Annotated in this window: 15 protein-coding genes; 7 read left to right on the top strand and 8 right to left on the bottom strand. The window is 74.4% G+C overall.

The features are described 5' to 3' along the window. Window positions 1–7: 7 nt before the first annotated feature. The 4 genes from DEF28_RS01080 to DEF28_RS01065 all read right to left on the bottom strand — a co-directional run bounded on the left by DEF28_RS01080 (window position 8) and on the right by DEF28_RS01065 (window position 3134). The gene (locus DEF28_RS01080) at window positions 8–415 is read right to left on the bottom strand and encodes a pyridoxamine 5'-phosphate oxidase family protein (RefSeq protein ID WP_114397299.1); all 408 of its coding nucleotides are present in this window, start codon (window positions 413–415) and stop codon (window positions 8–10) included. Between the two features lie 71 nt (window positions 416–486). Next, window positions 487–1149 (bottom strand): response regulator, encoded by a 663-nt coding sequence (locus DEF28_RS01075; RefSeq protein ID WP_114397298.1) that lies wholly within the window; start codon window positions 1147–1149, stop codon window positions 487–489. Window positions 1150–1379: 230 nt separating this feature from the next. Continuing rightward, on the bottom strand, window positions 1380–2123 hold the full coding sequence (locus DEF28_RS01070) for a hypothetical protein (RefSeq protein ID WP_147280089.1): 744 nt from the start codon (window positions 2121–2123) through the stop codon (window positions 1380–1382). Between the two features lie 9 nt (window positions 2124–2132). Beyond that, complete coding sequence (locus DEF28_RS01065) at window positions 2133–3134, bottom strand: GlxA family transcriptional regulator (protein WP_114397296.1); 1002 nt, start codon at window positions 3132–3134, stop codon at window positions 2133–2135. Between the two features lie 99 nt (window positions 3135–3233). On the opposite strand from DEF28_RS01065, the gene DEF28_RS01060 reads away from it, so the two are divergent. Beyond that, the gene (locus DEF28_RS01060; RefSeq protein ID WP_114397295.1) at window positions 3234–3914 is read left to right on the top strand and encodes a DJ-1/PfpI family protein; all 681 of its coding nucleotides are present in this window, start codon (window positions 3234–3236) and stop codon (window positions 3912–3914) included. Window positions 3915–3980: 66 nt separating this feature from the next. Here DEF28_RS01060 and DEF28_RS01055 read toward each other — a convergent pair whose 3' ends face one another. Further along, the gene (locus DEF28_RS01055; RefSeq protein WP_114397294.1) at window positions 3981–5456 is read right to left on the bottom strand and encodes an amidase; all 1476 of its coding nucleotides are present in this window, start codon (window positions 5454–5456) and stop codon (window positions 3981–3983) included. 30 nt (window positions 5457–5486) lie between these two features. Beyond that, window positions 5487–6518 carry a D-2-hydroxyacid dehydrogenase gene (locus DEF28_RS01050; RefSeq protein ID WP_114397293.1) on the bottom strand — a complete coding sequence of 344 codons (1032 nt, stop codon included), beginning with the start codon at window positions 6516–6518 and terminating at the stop codon, window positions 5487–5489. A gap of 815 nt (window positions 6519–7333) precedes the next feature. Here DEF28_RS01050 and DEF28_RS01045 point away from each other — a divergent pair. The 6 genes from DEF28_RS01045 (at window position 7334) to DEF28_RS01020 (ending at window position 11876) form a co-directional block, all read left to right on the top strand. Beyond that, window positions 7334–7693, top strand: a complete 360-nt coding sequence (locus DEF28_RS01045) for a hypothetical protein (RefSeq protein ID WP_114397833.1) — start codon at window positions 7334–7336, stop codon at window positions 7691–7693. A 24-nt stretch (window positions 7694–7717) separates the two neighbouring features. After that, the gene (locus DEF28_RS01040; protein ID WP_114397832.1) at window positions 7718–8227 is read left to right on the top strand and encodes a hypothetical protein; all 510 of its coding nucleotides are present in this window, start codon (window positions 7718–7720) and stop codon (window positions 8225–8227) included. A gap of 398 nt (window positions 8228–8625) precedes the next feature. Continuing rightward, the gene (locus tag DEF28_RS01035) at window positions 8626–9108 is read left to right on the top strand and encodes a DUF3830 family protein (protein ID WP_199493075.1); all 483 of its coding nucleotides are present in this window, start codon (window positions 8626–8628) and stop codon (window positions 9106–9108) included. 379 nt (window positions 9109–9487) lie between these two features. After that, on the top strand, window positions 9488–10291 hold the full coding sequence (locus DEF28_RS01030) for a maleate cis-trans isomerase family protein (RefSeq protein ID WP_114397835.1): 804 nt from the start codon (window positions 9488–9490) through the stop codon (window positions 10289–10291). 32 nt (window positions 10292–10323) lie between these two features. Beyond that, complete coding sequence (locus DEF28_RS01025) at window positions 10324–11058, top strand: maleate cis-trans isomerase family protein (protein WP_114397830.1); 735 nt, start codon at window positions 10324–10326, stop codon at window positions 11056–11058. Between the two features lie 110 nt (window positions 11059–11168). After that, window positions 11169–11876: a GntR family transcriptional regulator gene (locus DEF28_RS01020; protein WP_114397829.1), complete on the top strand. Its 708-nt coding sequence runs from the start codon at window positions 11169–11171 to the stop codon at window positions 11874–11876. Window positions 11877–11905: 29 nt separating this feature from the next. Here the strand turns inward: DEF28_RS01020 and DEF28_RS01015 are convergent, their stop codons facing one another. Both DEF28_RS01015 and DEF28_RS01010 read right to left on the bottom strand, forming a co-directional pair. Further along, the gene (locus DEF28_RS01015; RefSeq protein WP_114397828.1) at window positions 11906–14479 is read right to left on the bottom strand and encodes a M48 family metalloprotease; all 2574 of its coding nucleotides are present in this window, start codon (window positions 14477–14479) and stop codon (window positions 11906–11908) included. Next, window positions 14460–14969 carry a hypothetical protein gene (locus DEF28_RS01010; protein WP_114397827.1) on the bottom strand — a complete coding sequence of 170 codons (510 nt, stop codon included), beginning with the start codon at window positions 14967–14969 and terminating at the stop codon, window positions 14460–14462. Before DEF28_RS01010 ends, DEF28_RS01015 begins: the two co-directional genes overlap by 20 nt. Window position 14970 lies beyond the last annotated feature (1 nt).

Here is a 14970-nt window from a genome sequence, read left to right as displayed (position 1 = left end):
CACTCCGCTAGGCGGGGATCCGCCGCCCGGTCACGATGTCGGTCTCGATCCGGATGAGATGCGGCTTGGGGCCGGGCGCCCACGGGTCGAGCGGCAGCACCGCCAACTCGGCGATCTCGTCGGGATCGGTGACCGCGCGCGCGATGCCGACGACCATCACCGACCAGCCGGTGCGCGCGGCCACGTCGAAATCGTCCACCTCGAACGCCACCACCGCGTCCCGGGTCGCCCTGGCCAGGCGCGACTCCGGTGCGGTGCGCACCACGATGTCCGTGCCGTAGAGCGCGAAGTTCACCGGTTGCACGGCCGGCAGCGCCCTGTCGCTGAACACGATGCGCCCGATCGGCGCCGCGGCCAGCAGCCGCAGGCATTCCGGGCGGCCGAGTACCTCCAGTCCGGCTGTGTCGATGGTCATCTGGCCCCTCATCTTCCCGCGCTCCCCCCGCCCCGGTCAGCCGCTGCGGGCTGGCCGGCCGCCGGGTCGGTTCAGTTCCCCCTGTGCCGGAGGCGGGCGAGCAGCACCGCCGCCTGCGTCCGGCGCTTCAGGTCGAGCTTGGCGAGCAGGCTCGACACGTAGTTCTTGACCGTCTTCTCGGCCAGGTACAGCCGCTCGCCGATCTGCCGGTTGGTCAGGCCCTCCCCGATCAGGTCGAGGATCTGCCGCTCCTGCGTGGTGAGGGCGGCGAGCGGATCGGGCTGGGCGGAGTCGCCGCGCAGCCGTTCGAGCATCCGGCCGGTGCTGCGCGGGTCCAGCAGGGAGCCGCCCGCCGCCACCGCGCGGACCGCGCCGACCAGGTCGGCGCCGTGGATCTGCTTGAGGACGTAGCCGGCGGCGCCGGCCATGACCGCGTCGAAGAGCGCCTCGTCGTCAGCGAACGAGGTCAGCATCAGGCAGGCGATCTCGGGCCGCGCGGACCGGATCTCACGGCAGACGCTGACCCCGGACCCGTCCGGCAGCCGGACGTCCAGGATCGCCACCCGCGGCCGAACCGCGGGGATGCGGCTGGTGGCCTGCTCGGCGGTACCCGCCTCGCCGACGACCCGCATGTCCCCTTCGCCTTCCAGGAGTGCGGCGACTCCGCGCCGCACCACCTCGTGGTCGTCCACCAGAAAGACCGTGATCGGATCCGGCGTGACCGCCGTCGCCATGTGTCGCCTCCACGTCGCGTCGTCCGCCTCGAAACGACGTTAACGCGCGCGCCCGGCGACCGTGACGCCGAACGACTCCTTGCGTAGCGACGAAGGTCCCGATCCGGACATCCGCCGTGACGTGCAGTGACATCGTGTCACATTTCACCCGACCGCGTCGGGTGCGCGTACAACGCGGGCCGGCGCCCGGCCGAGAGGCGGTCTCCCGGCCTCCCGAGGCCGTGCCGGGCTCAGAAGTCCGGGACCGCCCGGAGCGCCCGCAGGGCGTCCGGTACCGGCTCCGCGCCGAACTCCCAGCCGGGGAAGCCTCCCCAGGCCACGGACGCACGCAGGTACTCCACCAGGGTGACACCCGGGCGGCCCGCCACGCCGCGCAGCACCGGATCGGCCCGCCGGTCCGGCAGCACGATGGTGTGGGCGGCCCCGCTGACCCCGGCCTTGTGGTACTCGTCCGGCGCGAAGTCGAACACGAACCCCTGTTCCTCCGCGCGGCGCTCCGGGTCCGCCGTGCGCAGGTCCCACTCCCAGCGCAGACGGGCGGCGTCCGGCAGGCACAGCGGGTCGGGGTAGGCCGGTCCCGGCGGCCCGCCCTGGACGGGGGCACCGTGCGGGCAGCCGATCCGCAGCGCCGAGTAGTCGCCGGCGAACCACGTGTGCCCGATCTCGCGCAGACACGCCTCCAGTGCCGCCGGAAGCCCGCCGATCTCGGCCGCCAGGGCGTCCACCTCGGCGCGCTCCACCGCGTCCGGCCGCCGCCGCGGCGGCAGGCCGGGCCGTCCGGAGATCCCCAGCGACGGCAGCGCCTCGGCGATCCGGTCCACGTGCCGTGCGGCCCGCCGCATGGTCTCGCGCGCGACCGCGGCCACGTCCTCGGCGTCGGCGGGGTGCATGGGGCCCAGTGGCCCGTGCGCCCGCAGTTCCGCCCACACGGCTTCTCGGTGCCCGCTGACATAGCGGCGGTAGAAGGAGGTCACCCGGCGACGCTAGCCGCGGCCGGTGACAGCGGCCCCCGGGCCGTCGCGCTCCCACGCCTCCTGCGCCGCGCGGTAGCGCGACGGAGCGACCCCGTAGCGGCTCACGAACGCCTGGCGCAGGGTCTCCGCCGAGCCGAACCCGCAGCGGACGGCCACGCGCGCCAGGGGCAGCCGCGTCGAGACGAGCAGGTGCGCGGCCGCCTCGGTCCGGGCCCGGCGCACGAACCGGCCGGGCGGCTCGCCGAGGTGGCGCAGGAACAGCCGCGTGAGGTGCCGTTCGCTCACCCCGGCGTGCGCGGCCAGAGCGGCCGCGCCGAGGTCGCCGTCGAGGTTCGCGGTGACGTGGTCGACGACGCGCCGGACCGTCCGGTCCCCCGGCGGCGGGCTCTCGACGAACATGCTCATCTGCGTCTGGTTGCCGGGACGCTGCAGGTAGGTCACCAGGGCGCGCGCCACGTCGCGGGCGGTCCGGGCCCCGTGATCGTCACCGATGAAGGCGAGCGTGAGGTCCAGGGCGCTGGTGACCCCGGCCGAGGTGGCCACCTTCCCGTCCAGGATGTAGATCGGTGCCGGGTCGACGACGACCCGCGGATGGCGGGCCGCCAGTTCGGCCGCCCACATCCAGTGGGTGGTGGCGCGCCGGCCGTCGAGCAGACCCGCGGCGGCCAGGACGCTCGCTCCGGTGCACACCGAGGCGACCCGCCGGCTCTCCCGCGCCAGCCGGCGGACGTGCCCGGTGATCGACGGGTCGGCCGCCGCGTCGTCGGAGCCGAACCCGCCGGAGACGATCACCGTGTCGAGCGGTCCGATGGTCCGCTCCAAAGCCTGGTGGCCGGGCAGGGTCAGGCCCGAGACGCAGGTGATCGCGCGGCCGCCCGGAGTGGCGACCACCACGTCGTAGGGGACCGCGACCCCCAGGCGGTTGGCGCCGTCGAGGGCCGTGGTGATGGACGCGATCTCCAGCAGCTCCGCCCCGTCGTATCCGACGACCACCACGCGACGTCCGGCCATGACCGTGAGTCTATGTCCGGCGGACGTGCTTCCCAGGAATCCGGACCACCCTGCCGGGCGGGCTTCTCCGGCGGCGGCCCCGCCCCCGAGGGTGGACGCATGACGAAGACCATCGCCTACGTGCTCTATCCCGGCCTCACCGCCCTCGACCTGATCGGCCCGCTCACCGTGACGGCCGCCCTGGACGGCGAATACGAGTCCGTGGTCGTCGCCCGCGACCTGGCGGCGCTGGACACCGACGCCGCCGTCCGCCTCGGCGCGACCGCCACCTTCGACCAGGTCACCGCTCCTCATGTGGTCGTCGTCCCCGGGGGCACGGCCGGAACCTTCGCCGCCTGCGCCGACGAGGAGCTGCTGCGGTGGCTGCGCACCGCCTCCGCCGCGGCCGAGGTGACCGCCTCCGTCTGCACCGGTTCCCTGGTGCTGGGCGCCGCCGGGCTGCTGGAGGGCCGCCGGGCCACCACCCACTGGGGCTTCCGGCACCTGCTGCCGAAGTTCGGCGCGGTGGCCGTGGCGGAGCGCTGGGTCCGGGACGGCGACGTCCTCACCGCCGCCGGCGTGTCCGCCGGCATCGACATGGCGCTGCAGCTCGTGCGGGAGCTCGCCGGGGAGCAGGCGGCCCGCCTGTCCCAGCTGGTGATCGAGTACGACCCCGAGCCGCCGCTGGGCCCCATCGACTGGAGCGAGGTGGACACCGCCGCCTTCGCGCCCTTCGGGGAGGCGGCGCTGCGGGAGGGCCTGGCGGACCACCCTGAACTGCTGGCGCGGCTGACCGGCTGACCGGCCGACCGCGCCGCCAAGGGCCGCGCCGTCAGGGGGCCGCGCCGTGCGTGCTCGCCCGGTCCGTCAGGGGGCCGGCGGGCGCTCGCCGCTCCATGGCCGGGCCTGCTCGAAGGCGTGCGCGGCCGCGAGCACGAGCGCGTCGGCGTGCCGGGGTCCGACGATCTGCAGGCCGACCGGCAGGCCGGCGCGGGTGCGGCCGCACGGCACGCTGGCCGCCGGCTGCTGGGTCATGTTGAAGGGGTAGCTGAACCCGGCCCAGCCGGTCCAGCGCCGGTGCGGGGAGTCGGAGGGCACCTCGCGCCCGGCCTCGAAGGGCGGGATGGGCACCGTCGGCGTGACCAGCAGGTCGTGGCGCTGGTGGAAGCGGCCCATCCGCTCCCCCATCGCCATGCGGGTGGCCATCGCGGTGAGGTAGTCCTGGCCGGAGTAGCGCAGCCCCTGGTCGATGACCTCGCGCAGGCCCGGGTCGAACAGTGCGCGGCGGTCCTCGGGGACGTTCTCGGTCGCCTTGGCCGCTCCCGAGAACCACAGCACGTGGAAGTCCTCGACGCAGTCGGCGAACCCCGGGTCGGCGAGCTCGACGTGCGCACCCAGCTCCTCGAACGCCCGCACCGCCTCGGCGACGAGGGCGGCCACCTCCGGGTTGACGTCCACGTAGCCGAGGGTCGGGCTGTAGGCGATGCGCAGACCGCGCACCGGCCGGCGCAGCGCCTCGGTGAACCCGGCGGTGGGCGGCGCCAGCGCCGACCAGTCCCGCGGGTCGGGCCGGGTGATGACGTCCATCATCAGGGCGGCGTCAGCCACGGTGCGGGTCATCGGCCCGGTGTGCGCCAACGTGCCGAAGGCGCTGGCCGGGTAGTGCGGCACCAGTCCGTAGGTGGGTTTGAGCGCGAACGTGCCGGTGAAGGCGGCCGGGATGCGCACCGATCCGCCGCCGTCGGTGCCGGTGGCGAGCGGCGCCATGCCGGTCGCCACGGCGGCCGCGGCCCCGCCGCTGGAGCCGCCGGGCGTCAGGGCCGGGTCCCAGGGATTGCGGGTGATCCCGGTGAGCGGGCTGTCCGTGACGCCCTTCCAGGCCAGCTCCGGGGTGGTGGTCTTGCCCACGAGCACCGCTCCGGCCTCGCGCAGCCGGGCGACCACCGGCGAGTCCTCCGGCCACGGCTGGTGGGGGTCGACGGTCCGGGACCCGCGCAGCGTGGGCCAGCCCCGGGTGAGATGGATGTCCTTGATCGCCGCCGGGACACCGTCCAGCGGCCCCCGCGGCTCGCCCCGCCGCCAGCGCCGCTCGGACTCCCGGGCGGCCGCGCGGGCCTCCTCGGGGCGCACGAGGCAGTAGGCGTTGAGCACGGGGTTCATCCGCTCGACGCGGTCGAGGACCGCCTCCGTCGCCGCCACCGGCGACAGGTCGCCGGCGCGGTAGCGGGCGAGCAGTTCGGTCGCCGGCAGGTCCGCGGGAGAGGCGGGGTCCGCGGCCCGGGCGGCGGTGCGGGCCGCGTGGGCGCCGTGGTCCGGTTCGCCGGGCTTCGTCCTGCTGCTCACTGGCGTCCTCTCTTCCGTTCGGCGCGGTGGTCAGGATCCCGAGACGTACCCGCGCCGCTTGTCGACCACGTTGCGCAGCTCGCGCCCGTCGGCGAAGCGGCGGAGGTTGTCGGCGAACAGCTCCACGAGCTCGTCACGCCAGCCGACCACGTCACCGGACATGTGCGGCGAGACGAGCACGCCCGGCAGCTCCCACAGCGGGGAGTCCTCCGCGAGCGGCTCGGTCTCGAAGACGTCGAGTGCGGCTCCCGCGAGGCGGCCGGCGCGCAGGGCCGCCACCAGGTCCCGCTCCACCACCAACTGGCCGCGGCCGACGTTGACCAGCCGGGCGGTCGGACGCATCCGGGCCAGCAGGGCGGCGTCGGCGAGCCCGCGGGTGTCGTCGGTGAGCGGCGCGGCGAGGACGACGTAGTCGGCGCGGCCGAGGGCGGCGGCGAACGAGTCGGCGGCGGGTTCGGCGGTGGCCGGCCCGGTGGGCAGGCGTTCGGCGGCCACCACGGTTCCGAAGTCGGGGTCGGCGCGCCGCGCGGTGCGGCCGGCGCCCTCGACGCTCATCCCGACCGCCGCCAGCCGGCGCGCGATGGCGCGGCCGATCGGCCCGGTGCCGACGACGAGCGCGTGCCGCCCGCCGACACGCTCGGTCTCCCGGTGCCGCCAGACCCGCCGGCGCTGGAGGTCAAGGGTGGTGGGCAGGTCCTTGGCGAAGGCGAGGACGGCGCCCAGGACGTATTCGGCGATGGGCTCGTCGAACACGCCGCGCGAGTTCGTCACGACGACGTCGCTGCCGACGAGGGCGGGGAACATCAGGTTGTCCACGCCGGCCGTGGCCGCGTGCACCCACCGCAGGGCGTCGGCCTTGGACCACGCGGCGGTGACGGCCTCCGAGAACAGGTCCCACACGAACAGCGCGTGCGCGCCCGGGAGGGCGTCCGCCAGCACGTCGGCGGTGGCGTAGCGGACCGGGCCGACACCCGGGACGCCCTCGAAGCGCTCCCGACCGGGTGGGAGGTCGGCCCCGTGCAGGACGACCAGCGTCACACTGTCCGGCGGTTCGTTGCTCACGGGTGCGGCTCCCAATCACGACGGGTACGGCCGGAGGCCAGGGCTCCCGCCTCCGGCTCCGGTGATCATGCCCGCCGGGAGGCCGGATCTCCCGCTGCCGCGCCGTCTCCCGGCCACCGGTGGCCGAAGCGATTGCCACGCTAGGGAGCGCTCGTAGGATTGTCAACAATCCGGACCGCGACCGGGCGGAGGGCCCGTGAGGGCGCCGGGGAACCGGGATCTCGTCATCGCACGCCGCCTCACACAGTGTCGAACCACCAGAGATCTCGCACGTGCCGCACCCCCCTTCCCCTCCCCCGCACAGCACAGTCCATGCCCCCGGAGCCCCGGCGTTTCCTCGTCCTCAACGCGCCCTTCGTCGCCATCGCCCGCACCGGCCTGGCACTCCCACCCGCGTGGTCCCCGCCGAGCGGTGCGCGCCCACCGCGCTCGCCATGGGGCTGCTCGCACCGCACTCCGGGCTGCGCCTGGTGCTCGGCGTGTTCGCGGCAGAGCCCCTGGCTCCTATCCGGTGATCGGCATGCCGCTGGACATGGCGCTGAGCCTGCTGCTGGCCGCCGTCTTCGCGCCCCTCGCCGTCCCGGGGTGCCGGAACGGCCACCCGCCCCCGCCCCCTTGCCGACCTGGCCTACCTGCCCGCCTACGAGAGCGTGGCGGTCCTCGGTGGCGCGGTGGTCCTGCTCTTCGCGGCGGTGCTGGTCCGGGACCGGGAGGAGCCCTCGTCCGGGCGGGGACCTCGGGGAACCGGAGCGGTCCGGCCAGCGTCCAAGCGGCGGACGTCCCGTGTCCTCTCCACTTCTTCCGCCGGAGTCGCGTTGCTCTACGGTCTGATCTCCAACATCCCGCTGATCGTGCTCGCCGTCGCGGGCTTCCTGCTGCTGCCCCGCCTCGCGCCGGAGCGGCGCGGCCTGACCGCGACCGCCATGGCGCTGCTCCTGGTGTTCGCCCTGGCCCGGACGGGTCTCTTCTTCGTCCCCTACCTCTGGCTGGAGGGCCTGCCGTCCACGCTGGTCGGGATACTGCTCAGCCTGCTGATGGGGGCGGCGTTCGCGCTGCTCATCGTCGCGGCGTGCCGGAAGCCCGCCGCCCGCCGCCATACGCCGGCCCCGCCGCGCCCGGCGCCCGGGCCGCCCTACGGCGGCTACCCGACCACCCCGCCGCCGACCGCCGGCTGACCCCCGGTAACGGAGCCGACTCCCATGTCCTACACCCTCCACGTCCTACTGAACGGCCTGATCAGCGGGCTGTTCTCCACTCTGGTCTCCTTCTTCCTCGGCGGGTTCGCGCTGCTCTGGGCCGGCCGTGCCCCGGCGGGCCGCGGGCTCGTCCGGTTCGCCGGCGCCCTCCTGCTCGTGGACGCCCTCATCACCCTGGGCCGAGCGGTCCTGGGCGCCATGGCGAGCTACCCCGGTCCGAGCTGGCAGGAGCCGTCCCTCGACCTGCTCGCCGCGCTTGGCCCGGTCCCGGGCATCGTGTCCACCCTGGTTCTGGTGGGAGCGGGCATCCTGCTCCTGGCGGCGGCCGTCCGCGGCAGCCGGCGGACCCCCGCGGCCGGACCGACGCCGCCGGCCGCCTATCCGGGCGCCCGGCCCCCCGCCGCTCCGCACCAGCCGCCGGGGGTACGGCAGCAGCCGCCCGGCGCCCCGCAGCACCGGCCGCCCGGCCCGGCGGCGCCTCCGGGCGGACCCGCGCCCGGGTCAGCGGGCTAGCCGAGACGCGCGACGGGCCGGTGAGCAGCACGCTCACCGGCCCGTCGCATACCCGAGCGGAAACCGCCGCCCCCGCGTGCCGACCTGGGCACCCGCCGCCGGGTTACCATCACAGGACCGCCCATGTAACGAAGATGTAACAGCAATGCATTCCGCGACCATTGACAGCCCGATTCGCGATCGTATGATTGTCAACAATCCACGGTTCCTCTGGCGTGGTCAAAGTTGAGAGTGTTCTCCCTGGTCCCGCCTGTCTGGGCGGGTTCCCGGCCGGTCACACCGGCGGGCCCGGTGCGTCGAACCGCGCTCCGGATCTTCACGGCCTCTGCGGCCGCCCTGTGTCTCACCGATTTCGCATGCCCGAGAACGAAAGGGCCGGTTCAAGAATGCCCAGGTACATGACCATCAGCCTGGAAAAGCGCGGCGTGAGCTGCGTGGCGGAGCTGCTGGACAAGGACGCGCCGCGCACCTGCGACGCGGTATGGAACGCGCTGCCGCAGGGCGGCGACATCTACCACGCCAAGTACGCCCGCAACGAGGTCTACACGATGGTGCCTCGGTTCGCCGAGGAGGAGCCGGGCCAGGAGAATCCGACCGTCACCCCGATCCCCGGCGACGTCGTGTACTTCTCCTTCCACGGCGGCATGCTCGACCGCCGGTTCAAGGAGGAGAAGGGCATCCACGAGCTGCCCGGCGTGATCGACCTCGCCATCTTCTACGGGCGCAACAACCTGCTGCTCAACGGCGACGTCGGCTGGGTGCCCGGCAATGTCTACGCCACGATCGTCGACGGCCTGGACCGCATGGCGGAGGCGTGCAACGACGTGTGGCGTTCCGGCGGCATCGGTGAGCGCCTGGTGTACCGGCGGAGTGCGGAGTAGGGCCGCCGTCCGGCGCTGCCCTGGAGAGAAGGCCCCTCGCGGGCGTCGACTGAACAGCGGAGAAGGAGGTGAGTGACCAATGCGGACCGATCGGCCGGCCAGTGCGTCACTGAGCGGCATGGACCAGGGGGAGCGGGTCATGACCACGAACTCGGCGTCGATACGGTTCGGCGCGGACACGAACACGCCCCCGGGCGCCGACCGGCACGCCGCCGAGGCTCCGGGCGCCGTGCGGGTGGGCGCCGCGGCCCTCGTACCCGACAGCACCGCGTGGCACGCGGACGAGTTCGTGGCCGATCCGGGCGGTCCGTTGCCCTCGGCGACCCCCGTGGGGCCCGTCCCCGTGCCGGACGCCGCGCGCTCCGGATCCGCTGTGCCCATGGAGGTGCCGGCGGCCGACGAGCGCGTCAGCGTGACCGCCAAGGACAACGTGATCGAGATCTCGGCGTTCGCGCAGCCGCCCGGGCAGTCCGGAATCGGCCTGGTCGCTCCCTTCGACTTCGCGCTCGACCGCGAGCTGTGGCGCTGGGCCCCGGACGACGTCTCGCTGTACCTGACCCGCCTGCCCTACGTCCCCGTCCCGGTGACGGTGGACATGGCCGCCGCGCTCAGCGACGGCGACAAGGTGCGCCGCGCCACCCAGGACCTGCTCGCACCCGAGCCGCTGGTCGTGGGGTACGCCTGCGCGTCCGGCAGCTTCGTGGACGGCGCGGCCGGGGAGAAGCGGCTGCACGCCAGCATCCTCGACGCCGGCGCTCCCGCCGCGGTCACCACCTCCGGTGCGCTGATCCGGGCGCTGGAGGCCCTCGACGCCCGCCGCATCGCCGTCGTCACGCCCTACGTGGACTCGGTGACCGACCGGCTGCTCGGCTTCCTCGGCGAGCACGGGATCGAGACGGTGTCCAGCGTCGGCCTGGGGCTGCTCAACCACATCTGGAAGGTCACCTACTCGGAGGTGGTCGAGGCGGTCCGCGACGTCGACCGTCCGGACGCCGAGGCGGTGTTCATCAGCTGCACCAACGTCCTCACCTACGACATCATCGCGCCACTGGAGCGCATGCTCGGCAAGCCGGTGCTCGCGGCCAACCAGGTCACCATGTGGGCGGCGCTGCAGGCGATCGGCCGCAGCGCGGTCGCCGACGACCAGTGGCTGGTGTCCGCGACCAGCCGCACGGCGGCCTGATCACGTCCACCACGAGAGTTGAAGGAGGGCCCATGGGGGCCACGGCCGGTTTCCTGTACCCCGGGTACAGCGCCGAGGACGACTACCCGGCGTTCCAGCGGCTGCTCGGCGGCGACGTCACGCTGCGGCTGGTGCACACCCTGATGCGCGAGGACGCGCACCGGGTCGACGCCCTGCTGGACGTCGGCGGCCCGGACGTGCTGGCCGAGGGGGCGCGCACCCTGCGGGAGCAGGGCATCGACGCGATCGTCTGGGCGTGCACCAGCGGCAGTTTCGTGTTCGGCTGGGAGGGCGCCGCCCGGCAGGTCGCCGGGGTGCGCGAGGTCGCGGGCGTGCCCGCGTCCAGCACGTCGTTCGCCTTCGTCAACGCGGTCCGGCACCTCGGCCTGGGCCGGGTGGCCGTCGCCGCGACCTATCCGGACGACGTCGCGCAGCGCTTCGTGGAGTTCCTGCGCGACGGCGGCATCGAGGTCGCCTCCATGTCGAGCCGCGGCATCGTCACGGCCGCCGAGGTCGGCACACTGCCGCCCGCGGACGTGCTCGACTTCGTGGCCCGCAACGACCACCCCGACGCCGAGGCCGTCCTGGTGCCCGACACCGCGCTGCACAGCGCCGGAATCCTCGACGACCTGGAGCGGCGGCTCGGCAAGCCCGTGCTGACCGCCAACCAGGTGAGCGTGTGGGAGGGGTTGCGGCTCGCCGGCGAGACGTCGGCGCGCTCGGGCCTCGGCACGCTCTTCCGCACGAGCTCCCGCGTCGCGGCGTGACACCGGACCGACCACCCGCGGGGCCGGCCGCCGACCGACGGCCGGCCCGTTGCGGTTAGGGTCGTAACCCCCCACCGCTCGACCAATTCAAGAGAGGCGCACCCCACGTCATGAGCGCTCCAGGCGAACTCGAACCCGTTCCCCGGGAGTCCACGGCGGCCCTGATCGCCAACCAGCTGCGTGCGGCCATCATGCACGGCACCCTGGCCCCCGGGGACCAGCTCGGCGAGACCGACCTCGCCGGCCGTCTCGGCGTGAGCCGGGGCCCGCTGCGGGAGGCGATGCAGCGCCTGGTCCAGGAGGGACTGCTCCGCAGCGAGCGCCACCGCGGGCTGTTCGTCATCGACCTCACGGCGGAGGACGTGCGCGACGTCTACACCGCGCGGCTCGCCATCGAGCGCTGCGCCTGCGAGCTGATCATGCGCGGGAACCGCGGCGAGGCGCTGGCCCGCCTGACGGCCGCGCTGACCACCCTGGTCGCCGCCGCCGAGACCGGGGACCGCACGGCGATGAGCAACGCCGACCACGCGTTCCACCAGACCCTCGTCAGCTGCTCCGGCAACTCCCGGCTGGAGCGGATGGCCGAAACCCTGCTGGTCGAGACGCGGATGTGCCTGACGGTGATGCAGGACGTCTACCCCGAGCCGGCCGAGCTCGTCGACGAGCACCAGAAGCTCGTGGATGCCATCGCCGACGGCGACGAGCGGCTGCTGCTGCGGCTGATCGAGGACCACATGATGGGCACCGTCGAACGGATCAGCGAGGTGGACGACCGGTCCGGCAGCGACCCGGGAGGGGCGCGCGCCGTCACCGGGTGATCCGGCGGCGCCGGACCGGGCCGCCGTGGCTACCCGCCGCCGGTCGACCGGCAGTAGGCGTCGGCCGCGTAGAAGAGCTCCTGGTGGCTGATGTCGGCGCCATCGAGGTAGGCGCGCCCGAAGGCGGCGAGGACAGGCTCGTGGCTGGCGACCAGCGCGACAACCCCGCCCTCCAGGTCGATCGCGTCGACCCGGAAGGTGGCGGTGCTGGGGACCCAGTTCGTCGCGGCGGTCTCGCACGCCGAAGCACGGTCGACCGATGCGGGCTCCACCTGCGCCGCGATCTCCGCACGCCGTTCGGCAGGCAGCCCCGAGTTGGCGGCGAGTGCGTCAACAGCGCACAGTCCGCTGACGACCACCGGGGCGAGGACCGCTGCCAGGACGACGGCCCGGCGCCGCGCCCGCCGAGGCGTTGGCAACCCGTGACCGACGGGGACCGTCGGCCGCCGCCTGGTGAGGGCGGCACGCGACAGCGAGCCGACGACCGCCCCCAGCCAGCACGCCCCGAGGTACACCGGAAGCACGACCCGGACGATCTCCCCGTCGCCGTAGGCCGCGGCCACCGCCACACCGGCCGTGGCCCAGCATGAGGGGGTGGCCCCCGCACCGAGGCAGGCCGTGCCTTGGACGGGCACCTGGATGACGGCGGGCAGCAGCGCGAGCACGGTGAACGCGTACACGGCGGTGGTACACAGCGCGTCGCCGAGCCGGCCCCGCCCACCGGCCCATCCGCCCAGAACGGTGCCGAGCATCGCCATCAGGAGAACGCAGAGGACCCCGAGGAGCGCGAACAGAACGGAGAACATCTCCCCCACTCCGCCCACCCAGCCGCTGGCGATCAACGCCATGAGCGCCCCGGCCTGCCCGGCGGCGAACGCGGCTCCGGCCAACACCGGCACCAGGGGCTGTGCGCCCGGCCCGTCTCCGTCCCTCCGCCGGGCCAGCCCGGCGAAGACGAACACCACCGCGACGCCGACCGCCACGGGGAGGGGCCAGGACAGGAGGGTGGCCAGGAAGGAGCCGCGCACGTAACTCCACTCCCAGCCGGACTCGGCGCGCAGGCCGGAGTCGAAGAGCAGCCACAGCGCGAACACGGAGCCGAACACGACCGCCGCACAGCCCAGCCCGACCGCGCACACCGCCCGTCCGCGCCGGGCGACCGCCAGCCAGGTCCGGGCGCACAGAGCCGCCCACCTCAGGAACACCAGGCACAGCCCCCACAGCACCAGGGCCGACACCAGCGCCGGAACCGGATACGCCGGCACGAGGGCGATCCAGCTCTCCCCGAGCAGATCCGGCACCGAGTAGCCGACCAGGATCCCGCCGGCCAGCGCCGCGGCCGCCGCACCCCATCGCTGCGGGCCGCCCGGGGCCGCGTACACCGCGTTCCACACGACCGCCGCGACGAGCGCACCCACCGCTCCACCGATCAGCACACCCACCGCGACCGGTCCCACGGCCAGCCCACCGCCGACGGCCGCGACCTCGCCCACGTCGCCGAGGTACAACTGGACCGCGCCCAGGGTGATGCCCGCGATCGCCAGGTCGACCGGACTGGCCGTGGCGAGCCGGCGCGGGTCGTCAAGCACCCGGAGCCGGGACCGCGCCGAGGGGTGATAGCCGCGGATTCCGCGCCACCAGCGCCGCCACGGCGCCGCGTGGGCCACCGGGCGCGGCGTTGCCAGGATGTCACGCAGCGCGCCGCCGCCCGCTGTTCCGGCCGCGCGCACGTCGGCGTAGTGTTCGCGGGTGCGCAGTACGCGGGCGCGGGCCGTCTGGAGCAGCACGAGTGCGAGGACTCCGGTGACCAGCGCGACCAGGGTGGTCATCAGGTATCCGGCCGACTCCCCGGTGGCCAGGGTGGCGAGCGCCAGGAGCACGTAGCCGGCCAGCAGCGGCCCGATGAGGAGCAGGGAACCCCACCACGCGGACATCGTCAGGTAGGTGAGGTCCACGTCGCGGTTACTCAGATGGGCGATCTCGTGCTGGAGCACCGCACGCGGCCGCTCGCCGAGCCCGCCGCCCGTCCGCTCGGCGAGCATCGAGGAGTCGACCGCCAGCCGGTACCTGCCCAGGGCCCCGAAGACACGCGCCCCGCCGGCCCCGCCCCGGGTGGCCAGCAGGCTCACCCGGGTGGGCGAGCCGGCCAGTCCGGCCGCCACCTCCGCGCGGGCCGCCCGAACCCGCGCGTCGTCGGCGGCACGGACCGGGTGCAGTCGGCGATCGAGAACGGCGGGCCACAGGACGTAGCCGACGAGGGTCAGGAGCGCCCACGCCGGCCCGGCGGCCACCATCGCCACGAGCACCTCGCCCCCGATCCGGGCGTAGCAGTCGAGGAAGCCGTCGAGGACCGTACGGTCGCCGAGCACTGCCGCACCGTCACGGGCCGCCGCCACGCACCCCGCCGAGGAGGTCGCCATGACGTCCACCCCACCCAGGCTGACCATCGGCAGATACCAGATGCCGGCGTACATCGCGCTGACGGCGGCGGCCAGGATCAGCAGGAAGAATCGGATGCTGGTGGCGGACGGCAGCAGGAACGGGTCGTACCGGCCGGGCGTCGCCGCCTCCGGCGCGGCCGCCTCAGCCGCCGGATTCCGCACCGGATCCGCCGTCCACGGCGCGGGGAGCGGTGAGCTCGGCGACGATGGCGCGCGTCAGTTCCGCCGCCTGTTCTGGTGGCAGACCGGACCGCACGCAGTACGCGGTGAGGGCCGCTGCGATGTGGGGCAGCTGGTCGGGGGCCAGCACGGGAAGCGCGGTCTCGGGCGCGACCGGCTCCGCCCGCCGGATCCGCAGGCGCGCGGCGAGGCGGCGCCACGCCCGGTCCCACCAGGGCCGCAGCACGTCGGTGAGGGTGCCTTCGGCCAGTTCGTGGAGCGCGCCCAGCACGATGCCGGTGATCGCACCGACGACGATCTCACCGAACCCGAGCGGGTTGTCCTCCGCCCGGTTCGCCCGCCCCCGTTCGAAGTACTCGTCCCGGACCTGCGGATAGTGCGCGGTCTCCTCCGGCGCGACCTGGGCCACGACCCGCGCCGCGACGGAGTCGAGGGTGGGGGCCCGCCCGCTGGGGCGTGACGCGTCGGGCATC

It is taken from the genome of Marinitenerispora sediminis (assembly GCF_003336425.1).
GTDB lineage: Bacteria > Actinomycetota > Actinomycetes > Streptosporangiales > Streptosporangiaceae > Marinitenerispora > Marinitenerispora sediminis.
This window is presented reverse-complemented; position numbering and strand designations above follow the sequence as displayed.

What these genes read in the sequence shown, in the direction of transcription:
- DEF28_RS01065 (WP_114397296.1), bottom strand. Translation starts at nt 3,134, where the DNA reads ATGGCCGGACGTCGCGTGGTGGTCGTCGGATACGACGGGGCGGAGCTG.
- DEF28_RS01030 (WP_114397835.1), top strand. Translation starts at nt 9,488, where the DNA reads ATGGAGGTGCCGGCGGCCGACGAGCGCGTCAGCGTGACCGCCAAGGAC.
- DEF28_RS01025 (WP_114397830.1), top strand. Translation starts at nt 10,324, where the DNA reads ATGGGGGCCACGGCCGGTTTCCTGTACCCCGGGTACAGCGCCGAGGAC.
- DEF28_RS01060 (WP_114397295.1), top strand. Translation starts at nt 3,234, where the DNA reads ATGACGAAGACCATCGCCTACGTGCTCTATCCCGGCCTCACCGCCCTC.
- DEF28_RS01080 (WP_114397299.1), bottom strand. Translation starts at nt 415, where the DNA reads ATGACCATCGACACAGCCGGACTGGAGGTACTCGGCCGCCCGGAATGC.
- DEF28_RS01040 (WP_114397832.1), top strand. Translation starts at nt 7,718, where the DNA reads ATGTCCTACACCCTCCACGTCCTACTGAACGGCCTGATCAGCGGGCTG.
- DEF28_RS01035 (WP_199493075.1), top strand. Translation starts at nt 8,626, where the DNA reads ATGACCATCAGCCTGGAAAAGCGCGGCGTGAGCTGCGTGGCGGAGCTG.
- DEF28_RS01010 (WP_114397827.1), bottom strand. Translation starts at nt 14,969, where the DNA reads ATGCCCGACGCGTCACGCCCCAGCGGGCGGGCCCCCACCCTCGACTCC.
- DEF28_RS01075 (WP_114397298.1), bottom strand. Translation starts at nt 1,149, where the DNA reads ATGGCGACGGCGGTCACGCCGGATCCGATCACGGTCTTTCTGGTGGAC.
- DEF28_RS01020 (WP_114397829.1), top strand. Translation starts at nt 11,169, where the DNA reads ATGAGCGCTCCAGGCGAACTCGAACCCGTTCCCCGGGAGTCCACGGCG.